22 protein-coding genes are annotated in these 24,434 nt (G+C 61.1%); 11 read left to right on the forward strand and 11 right to left on the reverse strand.

The genetic code is table 11. From position 1 onward, the window contains the following. Positions 1-88: 88 nt before the first annotated feature. The 5 genes from BLT65_RS37605 to iscB form a co-directional block, all read right to left on the reverse strand. The gene (locus BLT65_RS37605; RefSeq protein ID WP_143036637.1) at positions 89-1,075 is read right to left on the reverse strand and encodes a hypothetical protein; all 987 of its coding nucleotides are present in this window, start codon (positions 1,073-1,075) and stop codon (positions 89-91) included. A gap of 20 nt (positions 1,076-1,095) precedes the next feature. After that, entirely contained in the window at positions 1,096-1,242 is a 147-nt protein-coding gene (locus tag BLT65_RS47445) for a hypothetical protein (RefSeq protein WP_167306613.1), read from the reverse strand. 623 nt (positions 1,243-1,865) lie between these two features. After that, entirely contained in the window at positions 1,866-2,168 is a 303-nt protein-coding gene (locus BLT65_RS37610) for a hypothetical protein (protein WP_425273195.1), read from the reverse strand. A gap of 195 nt (positions 2,169-2,363) precedes the next feature. Continuing rightward, complete coding sequence (locus tag BLT65_RS37615; RefSeq protein ID WP_091788028.1) at positions 2,364-2,954, reverse strand: TetR/AcrR family transcriptional regulator; 591 nt, start codon at positions 2,952-2,954, stop codon at positions 2,364-2,366. Beyond that, a complete protein-coding gene (iscB, locus tag BLT65_RS37620) occupies positions 2,951-4,360 on the reverse strand; it encodes an RNA-guided endonuclease IscB (protein ID WP_091788030.1) in 1,410 nt (469 codons plus the stop codon). Before iscB ends, BLT65_RS37615 begins: the two co-directional genes overlap by 4 nt. A 473-nt stretch (positions 4,361-4,833) precedes the next feature. Here iscB and BLT65_RS37625 point away from each other — a divergent pair, with 473 nt between their 5' ends. Next, complete coding sequence (locus tag BLT65_RS37625) at positions 4,834-5,607, forward strand: SDR family oxidoreductase (RefSeq protein WP_091788033.1); 774 nt, start codon at positions 4,834-4,836, stop codon at positions 5,605-5,607. A 79-nt stretch (positions 5,608-5,686) separates the two neighbouring features. Here the strand turns inward: BLT65_RS37625 and BLT65_RS37630 are convergent, their stop codons facing one another. The 3 genes from BLT65_RS37630 to BLT65_RS37640 all read right to left on the reverse strand — a co-directional run bounded on the left by BLT65_RS37630 (position 5,687) and on the right by BLT65_RS37640 (position 9,043). Continuing rightward, on the reverse strand, positions 5,687-6,391 hold the full coding sequence (locus BLT65_RS37630) for a PepSY-associated TM helix domain-containing protein (protein ID WP_091788036.1): 705 nt from the start codon (positions 6,389-6,391) through the stop codon (positions 5,687-5,689). 326 nt (positions 6,392-6,717) lie between these two features. Continuing rightward, positions 6,718-7,809 (reverse strand): aldose epimerase family protein, encoded by a 1,092-nt coding sequence (locus BLT65_RS37635; RefSeq protein WP_091788039.1) that lies wholly within the window; start codon positions 7,807-7,809, stop codon positions 6,718-6,720. A 31-nt stretch (positions 7,810-7,840) separates the two neighbouring features. Beyond that, positions 7,841-9,043 (reverse strand): XylR family transcriptional regulator, encoded by a 1,203-nt coding sequence (locus BLT65_RS37640; RefSeq protein ID WP_091788042.1) that lies wholly within the window; start codon positions 9,041-9,043, stop codon positions 7,841-7,843. A gap of 342 nt (positions 9,044-9,385) precedes the next feature. On the opposite strand from BLT65_RS37640, the gene xylA reads away from it, so the two are divergent. From xylA to BLT65_RS37675, 7 genes are all read left to right on the forward strand, one after another. Next, a complete protein-coding gene (gene xylA, locus BLT65_RS37645; RefSeq protein WP_091788045.1) occupies positions 9,386-10,711 on the forward strand; it encodes a xylose isomerase in 1,326 nt (441 codons plus the stop codon). Positions 10,712-10,923: 212 nt separating this feature from the next. Next, positions 10,924-11,952, forward strand: a complete 1,029-nt coding sequence (gene xylF / locus BLT65_RS37650) for a D-xylose ABC transporter substrate-binding protein (protein ID WP_042307384.1) — start codon at positions 10,924-10,926, stop codon at positions 11,950-11,952. A 74-nt stretch (positions 11,953-12,026) separates the two neighbouring features. After that, positions 12,027-13,604, forward strand: a complete 1,578-nt coding sequence (xylG, locus tag BLT65_RS37655) for a D-xylose ABC transporter ATP-binding protein (RefSeq protein WP_091788048.1) — start codon at positions 12,027-12,029, stop codon at positions 13,602-13,604. Then, positions 13,601-14,797, forward strand: a complete 1,197-nt coding sequence (locus BLT65_RS37660; protein ID WP_042307387.1) for a sugar ABC transporter permease — start codon at positions 13,601-13,603, stop codon at positions 14,795-14,797. The genes xylG and BLT65_RS37660 overlap by 4 nt, the downstream gene beginning before the upstream one ends. Before the next feature lie 454 nt (positions 14,798-15,251). Then, positions 15,252-16,001 (forward strand): methyl-accepting chemotaxis protein, encoded by a 750-nt coding sequence (locus BLT65_RS37665; RefSeq protein ID WP_091788051.1) that lies wholly within the window; start codon positions 15,252-15,254, stop codon positions 15,999-16,001. A gap of 53 nt (positions 16,002-16,054) precedes the next feature. After that, positions 16,055-17,452 carry an MFS transporter gene (locus tag BLT65_RS37670; RefSeq protein ID WP_042307391.1) on the forward strand — a complete coding sequence of 466 codons (1,398 nt, stop codon included), beginning with the start codon at positions 16,055-16,057 and terminating at the stop codon, positions 17,450-17,452. 435 nt (positions 17,453-17,887) lie between these two features. Beyond that, a complete protein-coding gene (locus BLT65_RS37675) occupies positions 17,888-19,030 on the forward strand; it encodes a hypothetical protein (RefSeq protein WP_244186921.1) in 1,143 nt (380 codons plus the stop codon). A 104-nt stretch (positions 19,031-19,134) separates the two neighbouring features. Here BLT65_RS37675 and BLT65_RS37680 read toward each other — a convergent pair whose 3' ends face one another. Next, positions 19,135-19,344, reverse strand: coding sequence for a hypothetical protein (locus BLT65_RS37680; RefSeq protein WP_244186923.1), 210 nt, complete (start codon positions 19,342-19,344; stop codon positions 19,135-19,137). 689 nt (positions 19,345-20,033) lie between these two features. Here BLT65_RS37680 and BLT65_RS37685 point away from each other — a divergent pair. Both BLT65_RS37685 and groL read left to right on the forward strand, forming a co-directional pair. Continuing rightward, a complete protein-coding gene (locus tag BLT65_RS37685; RefSeq protein WP_007589096.1) occupies positions 20,034-20,324 on the forward strand; it encodes a co-chaperone GroES in 291 nt (96 codons plus the stop codon). Between the two features lie 43 nt (positions 20,325-20,367). After that, complete coding sequence (groL, locus tag BLT65_RS37690) at positions 20,368-22,008, forward strand: chaperonin GroEL (protein WP_042307398.1); 1,641 nt, start codon at positions 20,368-20,370, stop codon at positions 22,006-22,008. Between the two features lie 134 nt (positions 22,009-22,142). Here groL and cysC read toward each other — a convergent pair whose 3' ends face one another. Continuing rightward, complete coding sequence (gene cysC / locus BLT65_RS37695) at positions 22,143-22,742, reverse strand: adenylyl-sulfate kinase (RefSeq protein WP_091788057.1); 600 nt, start codon at positions 22,740-22,742, stop codon at positions 22,143-22,145. Positions 22,743-23,106: 364 nt separating this feature from the next. After that, a complete protein-coding gene (locus BLT65_RS37705; protein WP_007589089.1) occupies positions 23,107-23,967 on the reverse strand; it encodes a hydroxymethylpyrimidine/phosphomethylpyrimidine kinase in 861 nt (286 codons plus the stop codon). Between the two features lie 262 nt (positions 23,968-24,229). Here BLT65_RS37705 and BLT65_RS37710 point away from each other — a divergent pair, with 262 nt between their 5' ends. Continuing rightward, positions 24,230-24,400 (forward strand): rubredoxin, encoded by a 171-nt coding sequence (locus BLT65_RS37710; RefSeq protein WP_004186709.1) that lies wholly within the window; start codon positions 24,230-24,232, stop codon positions 24,398-24,400. The last annotated feature ends 34 nt before the right edge of the window (positions 24,401-24,434 follow it).

Below are 24,434 nucleotides of genomic sequence, written 5' to 3' on the forward strand. Positions count from 1 at the left end.
GCCGTTGGCGGCACGTCGGCGTCTTGTACTGTGAGAGCCGGGGACATCGCATGAAAAGCGCTACCGGCTGGCGCCGTGTTGGTATCAATCAGCGGACAGCAGGCCAGCCAGCGTGATCCTGGTGGGCCGGGGCCATCAATTCGAGTACGCGCGCCCTCACCTGTACGTCATCAATCCACGTTTCCATTTCGGGCTGGTACTTCGTGTACTTGCGTAGATGCTCCAGCCGGGTACGTCCTGCCCATTGCCCGTCCTGTTGATGATCTAGCCAATGCTGGTCCCAGCTAAACAGGCCAATAGCCGTTTCTAGGTCTCGCTCATACAGCGGAATATCCAGTTTCATGCCAGCGGGGGCCATCGCCGCAAGCGTCAATTGCTGTTCGCTGGTTTTGTTCTTTGCGAAGTCCGCGCGATAGCGTTCGATGAACGTCGCGCGATGCGCCATGATGAACAACAGGGACCAATGCGCGCTATTGCTGTAGTCGCATATCGCGCTCTGCTGAAAGCGACACAGCGTTAGCCAGTTCATGAACCTAACCGGGTTGCATCCGGCCTTGGCTATCTCATGTTCAAGGCGCTGGGCTGTTTGCTCATCATCAGGGGTTAGCTCAGGAATCAGACAAGGGCTGTTTTTCCCGTTGTCATTCGCTGGAGTGAACTCCCATTTTCTTTCAAGACAGATTTTCAGGAAAGCCGGTGAGGCTTCACAGGTTTTGGGGTTTGACTTCCCCTGATCGTGTTTCAGGCGATCAGGGGTTGCGGCTTCAGGGGTAAGCGCCAGCGCCTCCCCGTTTTGTATATTTAGGTTCTTGTTACTACTGCTGATACTGTCTGTAATGGTGGTGTTGATTTCAACATCCGTCCCGATGTACCGATAGTGCGGGGTATAGCTGCCATTGAACATTTTCTGTGTGACTTCCAGCAAACCCGAATCCATCGCGTGTTTAATCACGGTTCTCATTCGTCGCTCTGGGCAGCGACCGAAATACGCGCACCAGTATGCAAGGCTCGCGGCTTTGGGGCGTTTGTGCCTGCGGGTGTTGAAAGCAACATCATCAACGATGGTCGCGGCCATCGCATCCCAATTGCAGGCTTTTAAAACATGGCCTCATAGGTGCGACGGGATTTTGCCGGAAGTCCCACCAATAGACGGGATATTTTGACGGGCGTGGCATTGCTTAACGCGACAGCATTTGGATTGCTGTCCACCTGAGAGAGATGGTTTTGTTCTGCGAGATTCATAACTTCACCTAATGCTTTGACATGGGTTAAAGGGAAAACGCCTTTGCGAAGTCTGTGAGGTGACTTATAATCCCAATCACCTAATTATTTTTTTAAAGCCGTTGAATCCTTCTGAGGGATTCGCGGCTTTTTTCTTTGCCCAAACAAAAACCCGCGTTGAAACATTTCAGGGTGGCGGGCTTGGCATAGCCACGAATCTCACCCCTCGGAAAAGGGTAAAACCCGTACAACGCCACTCTGGAATGCTCTAACGCGGGTTCTGCTTCCGGGTAATTGTCGGTTTGCCGTCTAACAATCCCAATCCTAACCCCGTCTCATAATTCGTGCTTCACCAAGAAAAAGCCCCTCACGTAGAGGGCGAATACTTCTGGCAGAGGTGTTGCATGTCAAACACAGTAAATCCCCGTAGTACCCCGTATGTGCGCCCCAATGCTCTCAACTTAAGCCCCACTCCATCAAGCAAGTTTGTACGCGAGATGGCAGTGGGGCTTAAGTTGAGAGCATTGCCCCGCACAGGGGCGACGCTTGAAGCACGAAGGCATAACGCGGATGCCAGCACAAACCCAAACCGCGGATGGCAGCGAAAGCAAAATCAACCCACAAAACGAACCCTCTAGGAACCGCTATTGGCCCGGCGGAACAGCAGAGCGCACACCCGCCAGCGGCGACCCATAACCGCCCGACTGGGCGTTATTAGGCGTGCCAGTGACGAGTTGCGCGCGTGGATCGGTGGGATTCAGATTCATTTCGCCCGCCTGCTGGTTGCCGTGCGTCGGATATTCGCTGCCGCGCGGCGCGTTGGGCATCAGGCGCGTGCTATTGACGGGCGCGTTCACGTCGTCGTAAGCGGAAAGCCCTTGCGCATTCGATAGCGCGGCGCCGACAGACAGCGCGAGAGCGGTGGTCAACTGAAGCGAAACAATGATCTTGCGCACGATGCACTCCTTGCTCGAAGAATGGCGCGTCCGTCATGATTTGACGAACTACGACGCGGTCCTCTTTATTCCCTTCTAACTATTGGACATCGCATTCGCGAGTTCAAGGCGTGACGTGCGTGGACAGCGGCGCGTGCGGATTGCGTCGCGCTTTTGAAGCAGTTCTTCGTTCGACGCGCCCGCCCCTCAGGCTTTCTCGCCCGCAATATCGCCGACCGCGCGCCGCACCGCCCGCAGAATGTCGTTCGCGAGTTCCGGCTGTGCCTTCAACACCGCGCGCGACGCCGCGATCGCGCCGATCAGCGTCGACGAAATCGCAATCGCCTTCTCGCGCGGGTCGCCCTTCACCTTGTGCGCGCGCAGGTGCTTTTCGAACACAGACGTCATCAGTTCGAAACCTTCGCTGTAGCGCGCGCTGATCGTTTCGTCCTGACGGCCGACCTCGCTCGCCGACGCCGCCATCGCGCAGCCGTTCGCGATGTCGTCGCGTTTTTCTTCCGACAAATAGCTGTCGAGCAGTTCGCTCAGGCTCGGCGCATGGCCATCGGGCTTTCGGGTCATTCGTTCGTGGCCGATCTGCAGACCGTGCGCGAGCGCTTCCGCCGCGAGCGCTTCCTTCGACGGGAAGTGCGCGTAGAGCGCGCCATGCGTGAGCCCCGCCGCCTTGCCGATTTCGGCGACACCGACGCCGTCGATGCCGTGTGTCCTGAACAGGCGCGCGGCCGTTTCGACAAGGGCCGCGCGGTTTTGCGCCGCTTTTTCCTTGCTGACTTTCATCCAGTTGCGCGAGAAACCCCGTCGTTCACGGCGGGGAGGGATAGCGCGGACAGCGAAGCTGTCCCATCACTCGCGTCTCCTTTGAGCAGAGCTATCCTTGAATATCCGTAGCCGTCGCTACGTTGAATGAGCCGGCAATGACGATGCGCAATGCCCTGCACCACGTCGCCGGCAACCTGAATGTTGAAACTGCCTGTCGCACGCACGGCGACACGGCCTGTGTGGCGTCCCGCCTTTTTGCCCGTGGGCACATCTGCGCGCACAAGGTCGCCTGTCTGGAACCCGTGCATGCGGCGCGAACGGGTCAGATACCCGCGCGGGAACCCGTACCGGTCAAGTCGTGTGCGCTGGTAACTGCCCCGGCCGGTGCACTTCACCACAAGCGTCGGCCTGCACCAGACGCTCACGCCCGCCACCTTACCGACGCACACGGCATCCAGCGCGTGGGTCTTCGGCAGGCCGAGCTGCGTGCGGTTGAACTTCGTACGGCCACCCGAGGTTAGTTCAACCGGCAAGCCAGTTGCCCTGAGCGCATTGGCCAACGCCCAGCGTGTCGCATTGACCGCCGCCGCATCCTTCAGGGGCCGCTTCGCCTGCGCGAGAATGAGCGCCAGCCGCTTCGGCTCGCGCGCCAGAAACGCCTCTATCGGGCGCGCCGCCTTCTTCGCGTTGCAGCGCGCACAGGCCAGCGTCAGATTGGAGATACGGTGAGTGCCGCCGCTCGCGCGAGCGAGGATGTGTTCAATCTGCAGCGGGACGTGCTCCTGGTCGCAGTAAGCACACCTGCGGCCCCACTTCGCCAGCAGGTATTCACGCACCTCGTAACCTGCCAGCGTGCCCTGCTGATATTCAACGCCCGCAATCTCCGGGTTCTCAAGGGCCTGCATATCGAAGCGCACGAGTTCACTGGAGACCGCTGTAACGGGTGCCCAGTTCATCAGTCGATTGACCCATGCCATCGTCGTCACAACCCGATGCTCAAGGGATGGCGCCAGCCACCCTGCCGGCCGGGTGCGGTTCAGAAAGCGGGGCGCGCGATAGCGCAGGTTGCCGCGGCGCCGGCGGCGCATGGCCCGGCGCGCGCTCAGGGCTGCACTGATTTGCCGGCCCCGATGGACCAGTTCGAACAGGTTGAGCACTGCGGCGCCACGCTGGATTTCTCCACTGGAGGCGTCGACGTGCTCCGTGTCGCGCACCAGCGCCAGCCCGGTGGTCCGGCTGCCGGGGTCGAGCTTGATGCGCAGGGGTTGAAACCTGCTGGCGTGCGCCTGCCGGTCAACGAGCCGGATGATGAAGGGCACGACACGATGAATGCGCGCACGGCCGCGCGCGAGCAACAGCCTCGCGCGCTTTTCGCTGCACGGCATCAACGCCTTGCCAGACCTGTCCAGAACACATACGGCCAAACCACAGCTCCTCGTTATGCTGCCGGAAAACGTCCGGCGCGTTGCCCTTACGGGCCTGGTGACGGGCGCCTTACGGCGCCGCTCCCCTCGACCATGTTGTGCAGCAGAGGGTGAGGGTGAGCTCACCGGTCGCAGCCCGTTTCGTACCTACCCGGGGCGTGTCTGCTGCTGCGACTTCCAGAGCGCCAGACTGAGTGAAGCATCTGGCGGTGGGTCTGCTGTCTTCTGCACAACGTAGCGCCGCTCGGCGCTGGGTCTGGTCAATCCCAGACTTGCAGGATGCTTCCCTGCAAGCCTCGGCCTTCAGGCCGGGGTGATTGACCGCTATTCCACCTTCCGCAACAAACCGATGAGAAAAACCGCTTGACACCTATTGATTGCGGTCACTATTATTAATTTAAGATTGCAGTTGCAATTATAAAACAGCTGCGGGCGGATGTCCGCCCTCAACCTCAATTTCTGGAGAAATCCTCATGTCATTCGCAAACAAGACGGCACTCATCACAGGCGGCAACGGCGGCATCGGTTTCGCGGCGGCGCGTATCCTGATCGCGCAAGGCGCGCGCGTGGCGATCACGGGCCGCGACCAGAAGAAGCTCGACGAAGCGGCAGCCGAACTGGGCCCGAACGCGCTTCCAATTCGCGCGGATCTGGACGATCCCGCGGCCATCGACGACGTGATGAAAGTGATCGCCGACAAGTTCGGCAAGCTGGATATCGTGTTCGCGAATGCGGGCGTGAGCGGTGCGACGCCTGTCGGCAGCACGACGGCGGAGAAGTTCGAAGCGATCATGCGTACCAACGTGACGGCCGTGTTCCTCACCGTGCAGGCGGCCGTGCCGCTGATGGGCGAGGGCGGTTCGATCGTGCTGAACGGCTCGGTGATGCGTCAGCTGGGCGCGCCGGGGGCGTCGGCGTATTCGGCATCGAAGGCGGCGATCTCCGGCATGGCGCGCGTACTCGCTTCGGAACTCGTTACGCGCGGTATCCGCGTGAATACGGTCATTCCAGGTGGCACGCGCACGTCGATCTGGACGCGCGGCGACCGTGAAGGCGCAACGCTCGACGCAACGGAAACGGCGCTCTCACCGATGATTCCGATGGGCCGTTTCGCGTTGGCCGAAGAAGTGGCGCAGGCGGCTGTGTTCCTCGCATCGGACGCGGCGTCGGGCATGACGGCGGCTGAGATCGTCGTCGATGGCGGCAATACGGGAGCGCCGATGGGCGCGCCGGCTTTCCGTCGTTAAAAGATTTTAAAGGCCTCAACAAAAAAGGGCGATGCACAGCGGTGCATTGCCCTTTGTTCTATTCGATGAGCGCGACGCGTCAGAACATCCCGGCGACGATAGCCGCGACGATCGACCCGAGCACCAGCACCGCACCGATCGTGCGACGTTTGTTCAACTGCGTCCACAGCAAGACGCCTGTCAGCGACAGCAAGATCACGCCGCCCGCGAACGTGTCGATCACCAGCACCCAGCCGACGCTCAGGCCCACGCCCTTGTGAAGGTTCGTCAGCGCCGCGAGGACCGTGTTGGCGCTGCGCTTGACGGTCACATAGTCATTACCGACCCAGTACTCCGCTTGCGTGTTCTCGCCAGGCGACGCAAAACTTACCTGCCAGTGTTCCGGCTGAACCGCCTTGCGGTCACCCCACGCGACGGGATGCGACGGCTCCTTCTGCACACGACCCGGTTTGCCTTGCACCTTCAGCTCTTGTTTGAGCCATTTGGCGAGATCGCGCGGCGACTCGGGCGCGGGCTGCGGCAGCTTTACCTGCAGCGACTCGACCTGCGGTTCGCCCGTCGAAACGCGCAGCGGTCCGCCGCGATGGTTCAGCAAGAAGCCGCTCGTGCCCATCAAAAGACCGAGCGCCGCGCCCCACAGGCCGACCCAGCTATGCACCTTGCGCAGCCAGCGGATAAACGTAATGCGGCGCGAGCCGGCGGGCGGCGCACCATTGCCGGCGCTTTTGCTTTGCCTGTTGGCGCGCGCGGCGGAATCGATGACAACGGTTTCGGGTGTGTTCACGGGTCGCTCCAGGGGCAAGACAGCGTAGGGTTGCAACTGACCGCAACCGTCGTCGAAATGGCTGGCGCACGCGTCGGCCGTCGATGCTCGCGACGCGCGTGATGCTTCGTGACGGAATGACCATCGTCGGGGGGATGCGATGGCGTTTGCTGGCTGGCCGCTTTGCCCTTGGATGGGGCGCCGCAGTGGGCTGGCTTTGAGATCAGAAAAGGCTGCCTATGATTTCATGGCGTAATGAATGCCGCAATCATCGGGCGCGAATTACAACAGCGGCAATGTTTCGACAGATTACGTAAGGAATATGGAAGCAATGCCGCCGCAAGTACTCAACGCACGCCGAGCCGGTAGACGGTGGTGTGACGATAACGTTCACCGGGCCGCAGCACGACCTGTTCGGCGTCCGGCATGTTGACCTGATCCGGAAACGCGCCTGTTTCGAGGCACAACGCCGCGTGCTTGCCGTACGTCTTGCCGTTGCGTCCGTCGACGCCCGCGAGAAAGTTGCCCGTATAGAACTGCATGCCTTTCGCGTCCGTCGATACCGTCAGCTCGCGCCCGCTGGCGGGATCGTAGAGCGTAGCGGCCGTGCGCGTCGCAGCGGCGCCGTCGCGCAGCACGTAGCAATGATCGAAGCCGCCTGCGCGCGCGAGTTGCGCATCCGGCCAGTCGAGACGCGCGCCAATCGGCGCGCCCGCGCGAAAGTCGAATACGCTGCCTGCCACGTCTTTTCTTTCGATGGGGATCATCGTGTCGTCGATGGCGAAGAAGGCGTCCGCATCGATCGCGATCACATGACCGCGAATATCGGGCGCATCGGCGGACGCGTCGCCGGACAGATTGAAGTACGCGTGATTCGTGAGGCTGATGGGCGTGGGTGCGTCGGCGGTGGCGTCGTAGTCGATTGTGAGCGCGCCGTCATCGTCGAGCGCATAGCGCACGGTTGCCGCGACCGCGCCGGGAAAACCTGCGTCGCCTTCGGGCGATTCGTGCGACAGCACCAGCGCGCCGTCTACTTCGCGAGCATGCCAAAGCGCCTTGTGGAAACCGTTGATACCCCCGTGCAGCAGGTTGTCGCCGTCATTGCGGTCGAGCTGATAGACGACGCCGTCGAGCGTGAAGCGCGCCTGCGCAATGCGGTTCGCCCAGCGGCCGATGGTCGAGCCGAAGAACCAGCGGCTCGCCAGATAGTCGGCGGGCGTGTCGTGGCCGAGCAGGACATCGGCGACGCGGCCCGCGCGATCCGGTGCATGCCACGAGACGAGCGTCGCGCCGAGATCGCTGATGGTGGCACGCATGCCGTGCGCGTTGCGCAGCGTGAACAGACGAATGTCGCCGAGACCGGGCAACGTGCCCCAGCGATCGACCTGGACGCTGGATGAAAGAGAGGTATCGGTGCTGTGCATGTCGGCGAAATTCATATCGGTCGCGGATCAAACCAGATTAAGGCATTTATGCGGATGGCGCATTGTGAGTCGATGGCGAGGCTTGCATGCGTTCCTGATACACGCGCGGCGTGCAGTCGAGTTCGCGCCGGAACACGGCGTACATGTACTGCAACGAAGTGAAGCCGCAGCGGATTGCCACTTCCGCGCTCGACATGTCCTGCTGCGCGAGCAGTTGCTTGGCGACATCGAGCTTGTGCTTGAGGATTTCCTGATGCACGGTGCAGCCGAGTTCGCGCCGGAAATAGTCTTCGAGCGACGAACGCGACACGCCCACGTAATCGGCGACCTGTTCCGTTTTGATGCCCTGGCAGGCGTATTGCCGGATGTAGTGACGCGCGCGCATCACGTAAGGGCTCGCGAGCGGCTCGTGCTTCGTCGATTCGCATACGTTGATGCCGACGGGCGGCACGAGGATGCGACGGCCTGCGAAACGTGCGCCGCCCAGCATCTGATGTAGAAGGTGCGCGGCTGTGCGGCCCATTTCCTCGGTGCCCTGAATTACCGACGAAAGCGGAATGCGGGTGAGCGAGCGCGTTAGCGGATCGTTGTCGATGCCGATGATCGCGACCTGTTCGGGCACGGGGATGCCGCTGATCAGGCATGCCTGTAGTACTTGACGCGCGCGGGCGTCCGTTACTGCGATGATGCCGACGGGCTTCGGCAGGCTTTGCAGCCACTCGGTGAGTTGCACGCTGGCCTGGTGCCAGACGGGCGCGCTGGTCGGTAGGCCGCGGTGCACGTCGCCTTCCATTCCATCTGCTCGCAGCAGCGTGTTGAATGCGAGTTCGCGTTCTTGCGCCCAGCGGTTGGTCGGGGATTCGGGCAGGCTGTAGAGGGCGAAGCGTTGCAGGCCGGCGCCGATCAGATGTTTATACGCGAGCGACATGAGTTGCATGTTGTCGGTCGCTATGTAGGGCAGACTCGGTGGGTACTTCGATGCGTCTTCGTAGGAGCCGCCTACGGCGACGACGGGTAAGGGGGAGTCGGCGAGCGCTTCAGAGACTGCTGGGTCATCGAAGTCAGCGATGAAGCCGTCGCCTTCAAAACGTTCTATGCCGTTTAGGCGTGCGCGGAAGTCTTCTTCCAGGAAGAGGTCCCAGGCGACTCGCGTGGAAAGCAGGTAGTTGCCGATGCCTGTGATGATCTCGCGGTCGTAGACTTTGTTTGCATTGAAGAGCAGTGCAATTCGATGTGTTCTCTGGGGCATTTGCTCTCCGGGCAGTGAGGGTTGGATCTGCTTGCCTGTCGGTTTGTGCTTTGCGGTGGCATCCGGATTTTGCCTTTTCGCTGGCCCCCGCGATATGCCTTCGTGCCTGCACAGCAAACATCACATCGCGGATGCCAGTGAAAACCCTGGCAAACCGAACCAAACCAAACAACTAAATCAAACCCATCGCGCCAATTCTAGGCGCCCCCATCCCCCTGCGCCAGCAACCACAAAGAATCACCATCCCCGCTGGCGAATTTCGCAATTGCTCCGCAAACCCGTAAGCATCAGCATGACCTCACATCAGGCAGCTCAGCTGCACCAACTCATCAGGAGACGCGCATGCCGTACTTTGAACATTTGCCCGCCGTTCGGTACGAGGGCCCGCACACGGACAACCCGCTCGCCTATCGCCACTACGACAAGGACAAACTGGTGCTCGGCAAGCGAATGGAAGACCACCTGCGTCTAGCCGTCTGCTACTGGCACACGTTCGTATGGCCCGGCGCGGACATGTTCGGACCAGGCACGTTCGAGCGTCCATGGCATCGCTCGGGTGATGCGCTAGAAAAGGCGCATGCCAAGGCCGATCACGCGTTCGAACTGTTCCAGAAACTCGGCACCCCGTTCTACACCTTCCATGACGCCGACGTAGCGCCCGAAGGCGACAGCATCAAAAGCTATGTGAACAACTTCAAGACGATGACGGACGTGCTCGCGCGCAAGCAGGAGCAGACGGGCGTCAAACTGCTGTGGGGCACGGCCAATCTTTTCTCGCATCCGCGCTATGCAGCAGGCGCTGCGACCAACCCGAATCCCGATGTGTTTGCGTTTGCCGCAACCCAGGTATTGAACGCACTGGAAGCAACGCAGCGCCTGAACGGCGAGAACTACGTGCTGTGGGGCGGCCGCGAAGGCTACGAAACCTTGCTCAACACAGACCTGAAACGCGAGCGCGATCAGCTTGGACGCTTCATGAGCATGGTCGTCGAACACAAGCACAAGATAGGTTTCAAGGGCGCGCTGCTGATCGAGCCGAAACCACAAGAGCCGACCAAGCATCAATACGACTACGACGTCGCGACGGTGCACGGCTTTCTCACGCAATTCGGTTTGCAGGACGAAATCCGCGTGAACATCGAAGCGAATCACGCAACGCTCGCTGGCCATTCGTTTCATCACGAAATCGCCAATGCGTTCGCGCTGGGCATTTTCGGCAGCATCGACGCAAATCGCGGCGATGCGCAAAACGGCTGGGACACGGACCAGTTCCCAAATAGTGTGGAAGAACTCACGCTCGCGCTCTACGAGATCCTCCGCAACGGTGGGTTCTCGACGGGCGGGATGAACTTCGATGCAAAGGTCCGACGCCAGAGTATCGATCCCGAAGACCTGGTACACGGCCATATCGGCGCAATCGATGTGATCGCCGTCGCGCTGGAACGTGCCGCTCATCTCGTCGAGAACGACCGCCTGGGCGCGTTCAAACAGCAACGCTATGCGGGATGGGACAGCGATTTCGGCCGTAAGGTGCTGGCGGGCGGCTATTCGCTCGAATCGCTGGCAAGCGATGCAGTGCAGCGAAACATCGCGCCGCATCATGTCAGCGGACAGCAAGAGCGTCTGGAGAACATCGTCAATCAGGCAATCTACTCAGCCGCTAAATAGGCAAAGCAAAGGCACGAAAAAACGTTAGCAGCGCCGGTAGATTTCGCAATTGCTCCGCCGGCGCGCACGGCACACGCTGTCGTGCGAACAAAAATGGGGCAGCTTTCAAAATTGACGCTCGCGAACAGGTATTCGCAGCGCACCCTGAGGTTAAGACGGCGGTTCGACTCTCTCGCATTCGAAACTGCACGCAACCCTAAATGGAGTGAGACATGAAATCTGCAATGCGTCGTTCCGTATTGAGTTCCCTCGTTTGCGCCGCAATGGCCGCCGGCCTGACGATGGTCGCGCCGCTCGCACACGCGAGCAAGGACAAGCCCGAAATCGGCTTCTGCATCGACGATCTGCGTGTCGAACGCTGGTCGCGCGATCGCGACTATTTCGTCGCCGCAGCGACGAAACTCGGCGCGAAAGTCTCCGTGCAATCCGCTGACGCGAGCGAAGCGCGGCAAATCTCGCAGATCGAGAACCTGATCTCGCGCGGCGTCGACGTGATCGTGATCGTGCCGTTCAATTCGAAGACCCTGGGCAATGTCGTCGCCGAAGCGCACAAGGCAGGCATCAAGGTCGTGTCGTATGACCGGCTGATTCTCGATGCCGATGTCGATGCCTATATCTCGTTCGATAACGAGAAGGTGGGTGAACTGCAGGCGCAAGGCGTCTTTAACGCGCAGCCCAAAGGCAACTACTTCCTGCTCGGCGGCGCGCCGACCGACAACAACGCGAAGATGCTGCGCGAAGGGCAGTTGAAGATACTCAAACCGGCAATCGATCGCGGCGACGTGAAGATCGTCGGCCAGCAGTGGGTGCCGGAATGGAGCGCGGCGACGGCGCTGCGTATCACGGAAGATGCACTGACCGCGAACAACAACAAGATCGATGCGATCGTCGCATCGAACGACGGCACGGCAGGCGGCGCAATCCAGGCGCTCGCCGCGCAGAAGATGGCGGGCAAGGTGCCCGTGTCCGGCCAGGATGCGGACCTTGCAGCTGTGAAGCGCGTGATCGCGGGCACGCAGACCATGACCGTCTACAAGCCGCTGAAGCTGATCGCAGGCGAGGCAGCCAAGCTCGCCGTCGATCTCGCGAAGGGTGACAAGCCCTCATACAACGCGAAGTACGACAACGGCAAGAAGCAGGTCGATACGGTACTTCTGCAACCCACGCTGCTCACCAAGAGCAACGTCGATGTCGTGATCAAGGACGGCTTCTATACGCAGGCGCAACTGGCTGGCAACTGATAGCGGGCGCGGGCGCTTCTGATCGTCACAGACAGAAGCGCTCGCGCATCTTTCATCCATCCAGGACATTACGCATGGCACAAGCGCTTCTGGAGTTGCGCGGCATAGCCAAATCGTTTGCCGGGGTGAAGGCGCTCGACGGCATCGATCTCGTCGTCGCGCCCGGCGAATGCGTCGGACTGTGCGGCGAAAACGGCGCAGGCAAATCGACGCTGATGAAGATCGTCTCCGGCGTCTATCCGCATGGCGAGTGGTCCGGCGAAATTCTTTGGGACGGCAGGCCGCTCGTCGCGCAGAACATTCGCGATACTGAACGCGCAGGCATCGTCATCATCCATCAGGAGCTGATGCTGGTGCCGCAATTGTCGGTTGCCGAGAACATTTTCCTCGGCAACGAAATCACGCTGCCCGGCGGCCGCATGAATTACGCGGCGATGTATCAGCGCGCCGACGAACTGTTGCGCGAACTGAATATCACGGGCATCAACGTCGCACAGCCGGTGATGAACTATGGCGGCGGGCATCAGCAACTGATCGAAATCGCCAAGGCGCTCAACAAGCAGGCAAGACTGCTGATACTCGACGAGCCTTCTTCATCGTTGACGGCAGCGGAAACGAAAATCCTGCTCGATATCGTGCGCGATCTGAAAAAGCGTGGCGTGGCTTGCGTGTATATCTCGCACAAGCTCGATGAAGTGGAAGCCGTGTGCGACACGATCACTGTGATACGCGACGGCAAGCACGTCGCCACGCAGCCGATGAAGCAACTCACCACCGATCGCATCATCGCGATGATGGTCGGGCGCGAGATCACGAATCTGTTTCCGCGCGAACCGCATGAGATCGGCGACGTGATCTTCGAGGCGCGCAACGTGACGTGCTATGACGTGACGAATACGAACCGCAAGCGTGTCGACGATGTGTCGTTCGCGTTGCGCAAGGGCGAAATTCTCGGCGTCGCGGGACTGGTCGGCGCGGGGCGCACGGAGTTGATGCAGGCGATCTTCGGCGCGTATCCGGGTATGAGCGAGGCTGAAGTGTGGATGGACGGCAAGCGCCTGAAAATCCGCGCACCCGCCGATGCGATCACGGCAGGCATCGCAATGGTGCCCGAGGACCGCAAGCGTCACGGCATCGTGCCGCAGTTGGGTGTCGGTCACAACATCACGCTCGCCGTGTTGCAACGCTTTGCGAAAGGCGGTCGCATCGATACCGCATCCGAACTCGACACGATCAACTCGGAAATGAAGCGCCTGTCCGTGCGCGCAGCTTCGCCGATGCTGTCGATTGCGAGTCTTTCGGGCGGCAACCAGCAGAAGGCGGTGCTCACGCGCATGCTGCTCACCAATCCCTCCGTGCTGATTCTCGACGAGCCGACACGCGGCGTCGATGTCGGCGCGAAGTTCGAAATCTACAAGCTGATGTTCGCGCTCGCGAAGCGCGGCGTGTCGATCATCATGGTGTCGTCGGAATTGACGGAAGTGCTCGGCGTGAGCGATCGCGTGCTCGTGATCGGTGAAGGCGAGTTGCGCGGCAATTTTGTGAATGACGGTCTCACGCAGGAACATATTCTGACGGCCGCCATCGCGACGAACCCGAAAGACGCGGACACGAAAGGCAAGGGCCCCACTCAACTGGCGAGCGTCGCATGACTCCTGATCTCACTTCCTCCGATAGCCACGCAAAACACGGCGCGTCGATCGCATCGGGACAGCGTATCAAGCAACTGTTCGCGCGCTACAAGCTGCTCGCGTTGCTGCTTGCTGTCGCCGTCATCTGGGTGTTCTTTTCGTTCCTCACGGAAGGCGCGTTCGTCACGCCGCGCAATCTGTCGAACCTGTTGCGGCAGATGTCGATCACGGGAATGCTCGCGTGCGGCATGGTGTTCGTCATCATCTCGGGCGAGATCGACCTGTCCGTCGGGTCGCTGCTCGGGCTGCTCGGTGGCGTCGCGGCGATACTCAACGTCACGCATCACTGGCCGCTCGCGGCGACGCTGCCCGTCGTGATGCTGCTTGGCGTCGCGATTGGCCTTTTCAACGGCTGGTGGTCGACGTATCTGCGTGTGCCGTCGTTCATCGTCGGGCTGGGCGGCATGCTCGCGTATCGCGGCGTGCTGCTCGGCGTGACGGGCGGATCGACGATCGCGCCGGTGTCCGACGACTTCGTCTTTATCGGTCAGGGCTATTTGCCGCGCATTGCGGGCGACACGCTCGCTGTTGCGCTGTTCGTGCTGCTCGCCGCATTGACGGTGCGGCAGCGGCAGAAGCGCCAGCACTATAACCTGAGCGTCGTGCCGCTGTGGCAGGACGGCGTGAAGATCGTCGCGACGGGCCTGATCCTGCTTGCGTTCGTCGCGACGCTCAACCGTTACGGCGGCATTCCCGTGCCCGTGCTGCTGTTGCTCGCGCTGCTCGGCATTTTCACGTACATCGCGACGCAAACCGTATTCGGCCGGCGCATCTATGCGGTCGGCTCGAATCTCGAAGCGACGCGCCTGTCGGGTGTCAACACGAACCGCGTGAAGCTCGCGATCTTCGCGCTGATGGGGCTGATGTGTGCATTCGGCGGCCTCATCAATACGGCGCGGTTGGCGGCGGGCTCGCCGTCGGCGGGTTCGATGGGCGAACTCGATGCGATTGCGGCGTGCTTTATCGGCGGCACCTCGATGCGCGGCGGCTCGGGCACCGTGTATGGCGCGCTGATCGGCGCACTGGTGATGGCGAGCCTCGACAACGGCATGTCGATGCTCGACGTCGACTCGTACTGGCAGATGATCGTGAAGGGCGGCATTCTCGTGCTCGCGGTTTGGATCGACGTGGTCTCGGGGTCTGACCGGCGCTAGCGCAGAGCGCACGGCCGTGGTGCGCTGCACCACGTCATAGCATTGGCGCGCTTCGTTGAGGCGCGCACAAGCGCCCTGAGAAGGGCGCTTTTTCATTGGCGGGACGTAGCGGCAAGAAGCATTGCGCGAAAAATCGAAGAATGCGCGCACGCCCCGTCCAGCAAGCGATTGCGCGCTCCGCAAGCGCGCCGTCAAGTCCCTTTCGATACGCATGCATCGGCCGAAAACAGGCTGATGGCATACCTATTGCGTTATCCGCCGCGTAGCCAACGGCGGCTTCAACGAATTCCGGTTTTTTTTCAGGGACGCTCGCAGTGCGAGCGGACCGATGGGGCAACGGCGTCCCGAAACGCAACGTGCGAGGAGCGTTCGATCCATGTGATCGGGCGTCGCGCGTGCGCTTCGGGACGCTTTTTTTTGCGCAACCGAAAAGCGCGCATCGACGCGATCCAGCATGACGAACGAGCAGATCACCACGCAACGCAGTGAAGTGTCCGGGCAGACGATCGGCGAACTGATCAATCTGTCTGGCCGTCAGCGGATGCTTTCGCAACGCATCGTGCTGCATGTGTTGCTCGCGTCGCATGGCGATATGAATGCGCTGGCGATCACGCGCGAATGCCTCGCGACGTTTGCGGCGACGCATCGCGTGCTCGTGAACGGCAATGATCATTTGCCTGGCGTGTTCTCGGAAGCGTTACAGCAGCTTTATTACGGCACGCGCAAGGCGGATGAGCGCGTGCAGCGCTTCATCGCGTTGACGGATGAAACGGTCGCGCGCGTCGAGGCGAATGACGACGTGACACGCGAGCATGTGGATGCGCTCGTCGCACAAGCGACGCCGCTGCTTGAACTGCTGCAGGAAATCACGCTTGCGTATCAGAACGAGATGCGCGGTATCGAGGCAGCAACGCAGCGCCGTCAGGCCGCGATCGCGGAACAGTTATCGAGCATTTCGATGCAGGCGAACATCGTCGCGTTGAATGCGCGCATTTCGGCGGCGCGCGCGGGTTCGTACGGCCGCGAGTTCGCCGTCATCACGACGGTGCTCGCCGACATCATCAAGGAGATGGACACGCTGATCTACAGCGTCGTCGATCGCGACGGCGACGACGCATCGTCGCGGCGCGGCACGCCCCGCAAACCGGCGCATCACGTCGCGCAGTCCGCGCGGCCCCGCGCCACCGAACGTGCTTTCCCCTAGTTCTTTGCTCGACCCCACGCATCAGCCCCGTTTTCGTTCAATGAGAGAGACCCATGAAAAACCTGCTGAATTCGCTTGCGAGCGGTAACTGGCGCGCGCTGCTTGCGTGCTTTCTCTACTTCGATACCGGCTTCACCGTCTGGGTCATGTTCGGGCCGCTCGCGCCGTTCATTCACAAGGACATCGCGATGTCGCCCGCAGAACTGGGCTTCCTCGTCGCGGTGCCCGTGCTCGGTGCGGCGATCCTGCGCGTGACGCTCGGCAATCTCTACCAGGCTTGCGACGGACGGCGCGTCGCGCTGATGGGCATCGCGCTATCGGCGATTCCTTCCGTCGTGCTGCTGCTGATGCCGGGCACGCCGTCGTACACGCTGCTGCTGATCCTCGGCGTGTTTCTGGGCGTCGGCGGCGCAAGCTTTGCCGTTGCGCTGCCGATGGCGGGCAGCAACTATCCGCCGAAAGTGCAGGGTCTGGTGCTGGGACTGGCGGCTGCGGGCAACATCGGTGCGGTGCTCGACGGCTTCATGTTCCCCGCGCTCGCCGATCAGTTCGGCTGGGCGAAAGCTGCGGGCGCAGCGCTGCCGCTGCTGGGTCTTGCCGCTATCGCGCTGTTCTTCTGGGCGAAGGATCTTGGACAGAAGTCGGGCAGCGGCGTGCAGGCGATGCGCAGTTTCATCGTGACGCTGGTGGGTCTCGTCGCGCTCGTGGTCGCCGTGCATGCGGGTGTGTTCGGCGCGGGCAAGACGGGCGTGCTGCTGCTGCCCGTGCTCGGGGCGCTGCTCGCGATTGCGGTGCTGCCGAAGCACTATCGCAGCGTGCTCGTCGAGGGCGATACGTGGGTGGTGATGCTGGTCTATAGCATCACGTTTGGTGGTTTCGTCGGCATGTCGTCGTATGTGACGACGCTGCTGATTTCGCTGTATCAGATGCCGCGTCTCGAAGCAGGGCTCTTCATGTCGCTGCTGGCTTGTATTGGTGCGCTGGTGCGTCCCATCGGCGGTCTGGTCGCGGATCGTATTTCGGGTGTGCGCGCGTTGGTGATTCTGCTGGCGGCGATTTCGCTGTGCGACTTCCTGTTCGCTGCGTGGATGCCGCCGGTGTCGGCTGGTATTGCGTTGCTGATCGCGATGTATGTGTGCTTCGGGTTGGGCAACGGCGCGACGTTTCAGCTGGTGCCGCAGCGCTGGAAGGGCAAGACCGGGTTGATGTCGGGGATCGTCGGCGCGGCGGGTGGTATCGGTGGCTTTTATCTGCCTGTGATCATGGGCATCGCGAAGGAAGGCACGGGCAGCTATCAGATGGGCTTTGCGACGTTCGGCGTGCTGGCGGCGCTTGCGTTCGGGCTGGTGGTGCTGCATCGCGCACGGTGGCTCGAATGGGCGCTGCCTAAGGAAAGCCATGTCGTTGTCGAGCCGATTCGCGCGGGCGTGCGGGTGGATAGTGGGGTTTGATGCATTGTCGTAGTTTCTGTTCTTACCCGATGACGCGGACGCCGATGCATCGTTCCGTTATCGACTGATCGACGTCTGCGCAGCGTGGCGACCTTCTGTGACCGGAAGGTCGCCATGTCTTTTTGGGGCCGGGATTCTTCATTTGCCGGGCGTCACAGTTTCTTCTGCAAAGAGCCGTACGCCACATATGGTCATGAAAAGTTCAGACCACGATTCGTTCTGTTCTATGAGTTCGTAACGTATGTGCGATAGCTAACACCGTCGCTTGATGCGACATGCGATAAAGCACTCTGTTGCGCAGTTACCGGCCCTGCGGCCGGGCTGTCCGCTTCTCCGCGAAAGTGGATGGCGAGTTCCGCTCACTCTTTTGTCTGTCTTCAGATCGACGCTGAGTCTGCCGAAATGGCCTCGCGCACAATTGGTTGGGGTTCAAGCATGTCTGCCGAAACGACGCCCGCCTTGAGGTTTCCGACGCCCTGCAGTACTTGTGGCGGCGTGCTGTACCAGTATGTCAACTTCTGCCCCTACTGCGGCGTGAGTCGCCCGCTCGAGGCCGATCGGCCAAAGCGTGCTCAGGCGCAATTGAGGGCTGTCCCCGCGGAAACCCGCCGAGCACCCGCAATCGTCGACGACCCGACGGAATGTGCTGCGCCGAACGTCATCTGGCAAGGGGCAGGGGAGCCGGAATTTTCGCCGGACGTCGTGCCGCTGTCTCTGCCGCAAGCTGTTGGTCGCTGGATCGTCACGAGGGGCGCGATACCTCTGGCCGGCCTGGCCCTGCTCGGCGTGGTCGGCTATCTTTGGCTCGGACACGGCCATACGCGGGACACCGATAACGGCGAACTGTCGACAGGCGCGGACGCTTCGAGCCGCTCGATACCTCAGTACATGCCACCGTCGAAGGATGGTGTGTCTTCGATGGACGTCACGGGCCAGCCAGCCGTCAACAAGATCGCGCAGCCGGTCGCATCTCGCGCGCCGGGCGGCGCGCAGTCGCATCGGACGGTATCCGATGCGCTGGGCGACGCAAGGGCGGCTCTCGCGCGAAACGATCTGACGCAAGCGAAAGCAGCCGTGGCGAATGCGTCGTTGCTGGCACCCGGCAATCCTGACGCGTTGCGGATGCAAACCGAGGTGAAGGATCGGGAGAACCAGCGTGACGTTGCGATAGGCGTGGCGAACAGCTGTGCGAACGACAAGATATGGAGTTGTGTATTCAAACTCTCCAACCAGGCGCTCGCGATCGATGTCGGCAGCGTGGAGGCTCAGGCTCTGCTTCAGCGGGCGATCCTGTCGACAGGATGGAAGCCGCTAGGCGAGAAGGCTGCGCCGGCGCCGCGCAAACCGCCGCCAGTCGTTGCCAACAGCGCGCCGACGAGACTGCTGCCGACTGGGCTGCCGACACTTCCGCCATTGCCGCCGGGCACACCCACGGACAGTGCCCGTCCGTCAGCGAACAACGCGGCGCCTGCCGCCTGGGTGGCGCCGCCCCGCGATAGCGGCGATGCGCAGACGAGCGCCATGCGCGGCTCGGACGGGGGAAGCCTTTCGCCCGTTGGGTCGTTGACCACGAAGTGAGTGTGTCGCGTGGGCGCAGATAAACTGCGTTCCACGTTCGTTCTGTTCGCCGCCGCCCGGCAAGTGCTAGACGGCAACGACGGATAGACGCGGCGCAGTCAAACCTATAGTTCCCAATCGAACTGCTGCTCTGTCTGCCTCTCGGCCGCCAGCTTCTGTCGGCCTTCCCGCGAAATCACGACATGACTGGACGGCTCGATCGTCATCAGATCGGCTTTTTCGACATGCGGATTTGGCGTGCGGCTTTGCTTTCCTTCCTGGAGGTATTCGAGGAAGGGCTGAAACTGACGGACAGCGTGGATGGCGTTGGTCATCATTCAACCTTTAATGGCTGCATCCGGTTCCATCGGGAAACGGGGTTCCGAGCCGTATCGTGACGATGTCTGGCGTTCGTATGAAAGCCGCAAACGGACTTTGCCTTCCCCGTCCGTTTAGTTCGGATATCTACGATTTCGGGTCGATCTTATCGATTGCGGTCCGATGTACCTGTGCGTCATCGCACAGTATTCGGATGCCGGATGCGGCGCTTTTCAGACACCGGGTTCCTGGCCGATTTGCACGGTGTCGTCGCTTGCATCGGCTTGTGACTAGCGGACGGAGTGCGCGACGCAAAACGCCGATCGCGGCGTCAACGTGTGGGGCCAGATCAGGCGGGGGAGTGCGTCAAGCCCGGCACGAACAACGATTACGGGATTTCACCTAGTGGCCACTAGTTGGAGAGCAGTGCAGCATCCATGAGTCTTTCTCGCCCGGTCCGCAATCTGTCTGATTTCTGTAAGTTGTTGTTTGTAATGAATTATTTTTAACTCACCGACTTTTCCGCAGTCGGGTCGAACCGCGCCGACCGACGGTGGGGCGATATCATCCGTCTCTTCTTGAATTTGTAATCCCTCGTCCATATAATTAGCACTCACCGCACGAGAGTGCTAACAACTCCGCTGGTTGGCGGCGCCAGCCGGCATACCTCAGCGTTCTTCAGTCCCAATCAAGAGAGGATCTATCCATGAACCTTCGTCCTTTGCATGATCGCGTGATCGTCAAGCGTCTGGATCAGGAAACCAAGACCGCGTCGGGCATCGTGATCCCCGAAGCCGCAGCAGAAAAGCCGGATCAAGGCGAAATTCTGGCAGTCGGCCCGGGCAAGCGTGACGACAAGGGCGCCCTGATCGCGCTCGACGTCAAGGTCGGCGACCGCGTCCTGTTCGGCAAGTACGCAGGCCAGACCGTCAAGGTCGACGGCAACGAACTGCTGGTGATGCGCGAAGAAGACATCATGGCCGTTGTCAACAAGTAATCACTTGTCCCGGTTCATTCTCAAGAATTCAAGGAGTTAGAAGATGGCAGCTAAAGACGTCGTGTTCGGCGATTCCGCCCGTGCCAAGATGGTTGAAGGCGTGAATATTCTCGCCAACGCAGTGAAGGTCACGCTGGGTCCCAAGGGCCGTAACGTTGTTCTCGAACGCAGCTTCGGCGGCCCGACGGTCACGAAGGACGGTGTTTCCGTCGCGAAGGAAATCGAGCTGAAGGACAAGCTCCAGAACATGGGCGCGCAAATGGTCAAGGAAGTTGCTTCCAAGACCAGCGACAACGCCGGTGACGGCACGACGACGGCAACGGTTCTGGCCCAGTCGATCGTTCGCGAAGGCATGAAGTACGTCGCATCGGGCATGAACCCGATGGACCTGAAGCGCGGCATCGACAAGGCCGTCGCAGCAGCAATCGAAGAGCTGCGCAAGATCAGCAAGCCCTGCACGACCAACAAGGAAATCGCACAGGTCGGCGCGATCTCGGCGAACAGCGACACGTCGATCGGCGATCGCATCGCTGAAGCGATGGATAAGGTCGGCAAGGAAGGCGTCATCACCGTTGAAGACGGCAAGTCGCTGCAAGACGAGCTGGACGTTGTCGAAGGCATGCAATTCGACCGCGGCTACCTGTCGCCGTACTTCATCAACAACCCGGACAAGCAAGTCGCCGTTCTGGACAACCCGTTCGTGCTGCTGCACGACAAGAAGGTGTCGAACATCCGTGATCTGCTGCCGGTTCTGGAACAGGTCGCGAAGGCTGGCCGTCCGCTGCTGATCATCGCTGAAGACGTCGAAGGCGAAGCACTGGCTACGCTGGTCGTCAACAACATCCGCGGCATCCTGAAGACCGTTGCTGTCAAGGCTCCGGGCTTCGGCGACCGTCGCAAGGCGATGCTGGAAGACATCGCGATCCTGACGGGCGGTCAGGTCATCGCTGAAGAAACCGGCCTGACGCTGGAAAAGGCAACGCTGAACGAACTGGGTCAAGCGAAGCGTATCGAAGTGGGCAAGGAAAACACGACGATCATCGACGGCGCTGGCGAAGCAGCAAGCATCGAAGCGCGCGTGAAGCAGGTTCGCACGCAAATCGAAGAAGCGACGTCGGACTACGACCGTGAAAAGCTGCAAGAGCGCGTTGCCAAGCTGGCAGGCGGCGTTGCAGTGATCAAGGTTGGCGCAGCGACCGAAGTCGAAATGAAGGAAAAGAAGGCACGTGTTGAAGACGCACTGCACGCAACGCGCGCAGCTGTGGAAGAAGGCATCGTGGCTGGCGGCGGCGTCGCGCTGATCCGCGCACGCAGCGCAATCGGTAGCGTGAAGGGCGACAACGCTGACCAGGACGCAGGTATCAAGATCGTTCTGCGCGCAATGGAAGAGCCGCTGCGCCAGATCGTCACGAACGGCGGCGAAGAAGCCAGCGTCGTGGTGGCAGCAGTTGCAGCCGGCACGGGCAACTATGGCTACAACGCAGCAACGGGCGAGTACGGTGACCTGGTGGAAGCCGGTGTCGTCGACCCGACCAAGGTGACGCGTACGGCACTGCAGAACGCAGCTTCGGTTGCTGGCCTGCTGCTGACGACGGACGCAGCTGTCTGCGAACTGCCGAAGGAAGACGCACCGATGGGTGGCGGCATGCCCGGCGGTATGGGCGGCATGGGCATGGACATGTAATTTCCGGGTAACTGGAAATGCATGTGGGAGGCGCGCCGCGAGGCGCGCTTCTCGTGCCAAAAGAAAAACCCGCAGAAATGCGGGTTTTTCTTTTGGTGCTTCAGGTTTAGCTAGCGGTCATGCACGCGAAGCGTTCAGCGTTGCAGCAGAAAGTGTTGGCGCAAATGATCGAGCACGCGTGACACGCTATCCACTTCTGTCAGCGTGGTCGTATCGACAAGCAAGTCGGGGTTTGGCGGAGGTTCATAGGGCGCGGACACGCCAGTGAACGAAGTGATGGTTCCCGCCTGGGCCTTCGCATACAGCCCTTTGGGATCACGCTTCGCGCAATCGTTTGCTGAAGCGGACACATAAGTCTCGACGAAACTGTCGGTTCCGATGATGGCGCGGGCCATTGCTCTGTCTTCACCCATCGGCGAAATCAGCGCGGCGATTACGATCAGCCCCGCGTCGTTCATCAATTGCGCGACGTGCGCGACCCGGCGGATGTTCTCTCGCCGGTCTTCTTTCGAAAAGCTGAGATCGCTTGTCAGGCCGTGGCGGACGTTGTCGCCGTCGAGCACATAGCACGCGTGCCCCATCGACATCAGTTCGCGCTCCAGTCGGAACGCGATCGTCGATTTGCCGGCGCCAGATAAGCCCGTGAGCCATACGGTAACGGGCCGGTGCCCGAGCATCAATGCGCGGTCGCGGCCGGTGATGGTGCCGTTGAAGCGTTGTACAAACGGCTGCATGCGCTCGACGGACGGGCGGTCGTCCTGCTCATCGCGAGCGACGCGGCCATTTGGTGCGCTGTTTTGGGCGCAGCGGGTACGCGGCTCGGAAACGGCGGCCGCGGCGCTGGGGCGAAGGTCTTCCAATTCGGATTGTCCGTATGTTTCCGTCAGGGGATCGACGGTCTGCCGTTGGGCCTGCCTTGGCGACTGGCGTCGGGCGAGGCATCAACAGGCAGCGGTAATAATTACAATCCGTAATTGTAGTATCTAAGAAATAGGACTGCTGTAACAGAAAATTACTGCTGTAATACGTGGTTTGCGAAATAACGCTTGACTGGAATGATTCTCACGGCTGCGCGCAACGTTGCGTGGGCCGCAGGATTTAGTGCCGCGCCTCACCCGGCGACGCATCCGACCCGCCACCCAGCGGCACCTCATCATCGCTGCTTCTCGCCCAGAAGAAACGATCCGGAAGATAAGCCCCCATCCCCGGCCGAAACGCAGCCTGCATCGCCTGGAACAGATACTCCTGCGCTTCGCGGACCGCCTCGGCCGGTTCCTGGCCGTTAGCCAGCAACGCGGCGATCGCGGCGCCGAGCGTATCGGTGATGCCCATGATCCGCTGCTGCCCACGGTCCCACATGTCCTGCCGCAACTGTCCGTCTTCGCTGAACAGCGTGTTGACGAGCCGGTGCGTGCCCGTTTCCGTCGACAGGATGTACTCGCAACCTTGCGATAGCAGATGTGAGATCGCGGCGTCGAGGCTCGGCGCTTCGGCATCGCCGTCCGGCTGCGCGAGCGCGAGCAGGGCGGTCGTGTCCGCGACGAGCAAAGTGGTTTGCGGCGCAAGCAGATCGGCGATGGCTTCGCGCAGTTCGTCGGCGGCGAGCACGTGCTCGTCATCGAGCGTGAAGTCAGGCGCCAGGATGAGCGGAATGTCGTCGTAATCGGCGACCACCTCGGCGATCGCGCTGACCACTTCCGCGCGCGTGGCGGCGCCGACCTTGAAGGCGGCGATGGGCATGTCCTCGAGCAGCATCCTCGCCTGGGTCGCGACGACTTCGGGGTCGAGCCCGGTGACCTCGTCGCAGCTCGCCGAGTCGCGCACCGTGTAGCCGGTCAGCACGGACACGCCGTGGCAACCCATGCTGGCAAGCGTCATCAGGTCGGCTTGCAATCCGGCGCCGCCCGTCGGGTCGGACAGGCCGAAGGTGAGAACGATCGGAGGGGTGTTGCTGGCCATGAAATTTTTGTGGTCGATGAGCGAAATGTTCGTGGGCCACTACCGGCGCGCAACGCGCCCGCCAAGCCCACACAGACGGCTCAATTATGCGGCCTTATACGCGTGCGAGGCATTTTTTCGCATCTGTCCGCGGGTCCGGTCACACATAACGCCGCAAAGTGTCGCGGACGACCGCTCGGACCCCGCATCCGCTAGGCATCGGGGCGGCAACACGGTACCATCATGGCTCCCGTTTCCCCGGACTTTTCGACGCGACTCAAGAATGGAATATAAGAGCTGGATGTGCCTGATCTGCGGCTGGATTTACGACGAAGAAGCCGGTCTGCCAGAGGAAGGAATCGCGCCGGGCACGCGCTGGGAAGATGTTCCCATCAATTGGACCTGTCCCGAGTGCGGCGCGCGCAAGGAAGACTTCGAGATGGTGCAGATCTGATCGATCCACCTTGCCGGTGGCGGGCTATCCTTGC

This window comes from Paraburkholderia steynii, assembly GCF_900100565.1.
GTDB classification, from domain to species: domain Bacteria; phylum Pseudomonadota; class Gammaproteobacteria; order Burkholderiales; family Burkholderiaceae; genus Paraburkholderia; species Paraburkholderia terrae.

Coding starts and splice junctions, on each gene's coding strand:
- BLT65_RS47445 (WP_167306613.1), bottom strand. CDS start 1,242: ATGAATCTCGCAGAACAAAACCATCTCTCTCAGGTGGACAGCAATCCA.
- xylA (WP_091788045.1), top strand. CDS start 9,386: ATGCCGTACTTTGAACATTTGCCCGCCGTTCGGTACGAGGGCCCGCAC.
- groL (WP_042307398.1), top strand. CDS start 20,368: ATGGCAGCTAAAGACGTCGTGTTCGGCGATTCCGCCCGTGCCAAGATG.
- BLT65_RS37685 (WP_007589096.1), top strand. CDS start 20,034: ATGAACCTTCGTCCTTTGCATGATCGCGTGATCGTCAAGCGTCTGGAT.
- BLT65_RS37615 (WP_091788028.1), bottom strand. CDS start 2,954: ATGAAAGTCAGCAAGGAAAAAGCGGCGCAAAACCGCGCGGCCCTTGTC.
- BLT65_RS37635 (WP_091788039.1), bottom strand. CDS start 7,809: ATGAATTTCGCCGACATGCACAGCACCGATACCTCTCTTTCATCCAGC.
- BLT65_RS37625 (WP_091788033.1), top strand. CDS start 4,834: ATGTCATTCGCAAACAAGACGGCACTCATCACAGGCGGCAACGGCGGC.
- xylG (WP_091788048.1), top strand. CDS start 12,027: ATGGCACAAGCGCTTCTGGAGTTGCGCGGCATAGCCAAATCGTTTGCC.
- BLT65_RS37605 (WP_143036637.1), bottom strand. CDS start 1,075: ATGGCCGCGACCATCGTTGATGATGTTGCTTTCAACACCCGCAGGCAC.
- BLT65_RS37680 (WP_244186923.1), bottom strand. CDS start 19,344: ATGACCAACGCCATCCACGCTGTCCGTCAGTTTCAGCCCTTCCTCGAA.
- BLT65_RS37705 (WP_007589089.1), bottom strand. CDS start 23,967: ATGGCCAGCAACACCCCTCCGATCGTTCTCACCTTCGGCCTGTCCGAC.
- BLT65_RS37675 (WP_244186921.1), top strand. CDS start 17,888: ATGTCTGCCGAAACGACGCCCGCCTTGAGGTTTCCGACGCCCTGCAGT.
- BLT65_RS37660 (WP_042307387.1), top strand. CDS start 13,601: ATGACTCCTGATCTCACTTCCTCCGATAGCCACGCAAAACACGGCGCG.
- BLT65_RS37665 (WP_091788051.1), top strand. CDS start 15,252: ATGACGAACGAGCAGATCACCACGCAACGCAGTGAAGTGTCCGGGCAG.
- BLT65_RS37640 (WP_091788042.1), bottom strand. CDS start 9,043: ATGCCCCAGAGAACACATCGAATTGCACTGCTCTTCAATGCAAACAAA.
- BLT65_RS37710 (WP_004186709.1), top strand. CDS start 24,230: ATGGAATATAAGAGCTGGATGTGCCTGATCTGCGGCTGGATTTACGAC.
- cysC (WP_091788057.1), bottom strand. CDS start 22,742: ATGCAGCCGTTTGTACAACGCTTCAACGGCACCATCACCGGCCGCGAC.
- BLT65_RS37670 (WP_042307391.1), top strand. CDS start 16,055: ATGAAAAACCTGCTGAATTCGCTTGCGAGCGGTAACTGGCGCGCGCTG.
- xylF (WP_042307384.1), top strand. CDS start 10,924: ATGAAATCTGCAATGCGTCGTTCCGTATTGAGTTCCCTCGTTTGCGCC.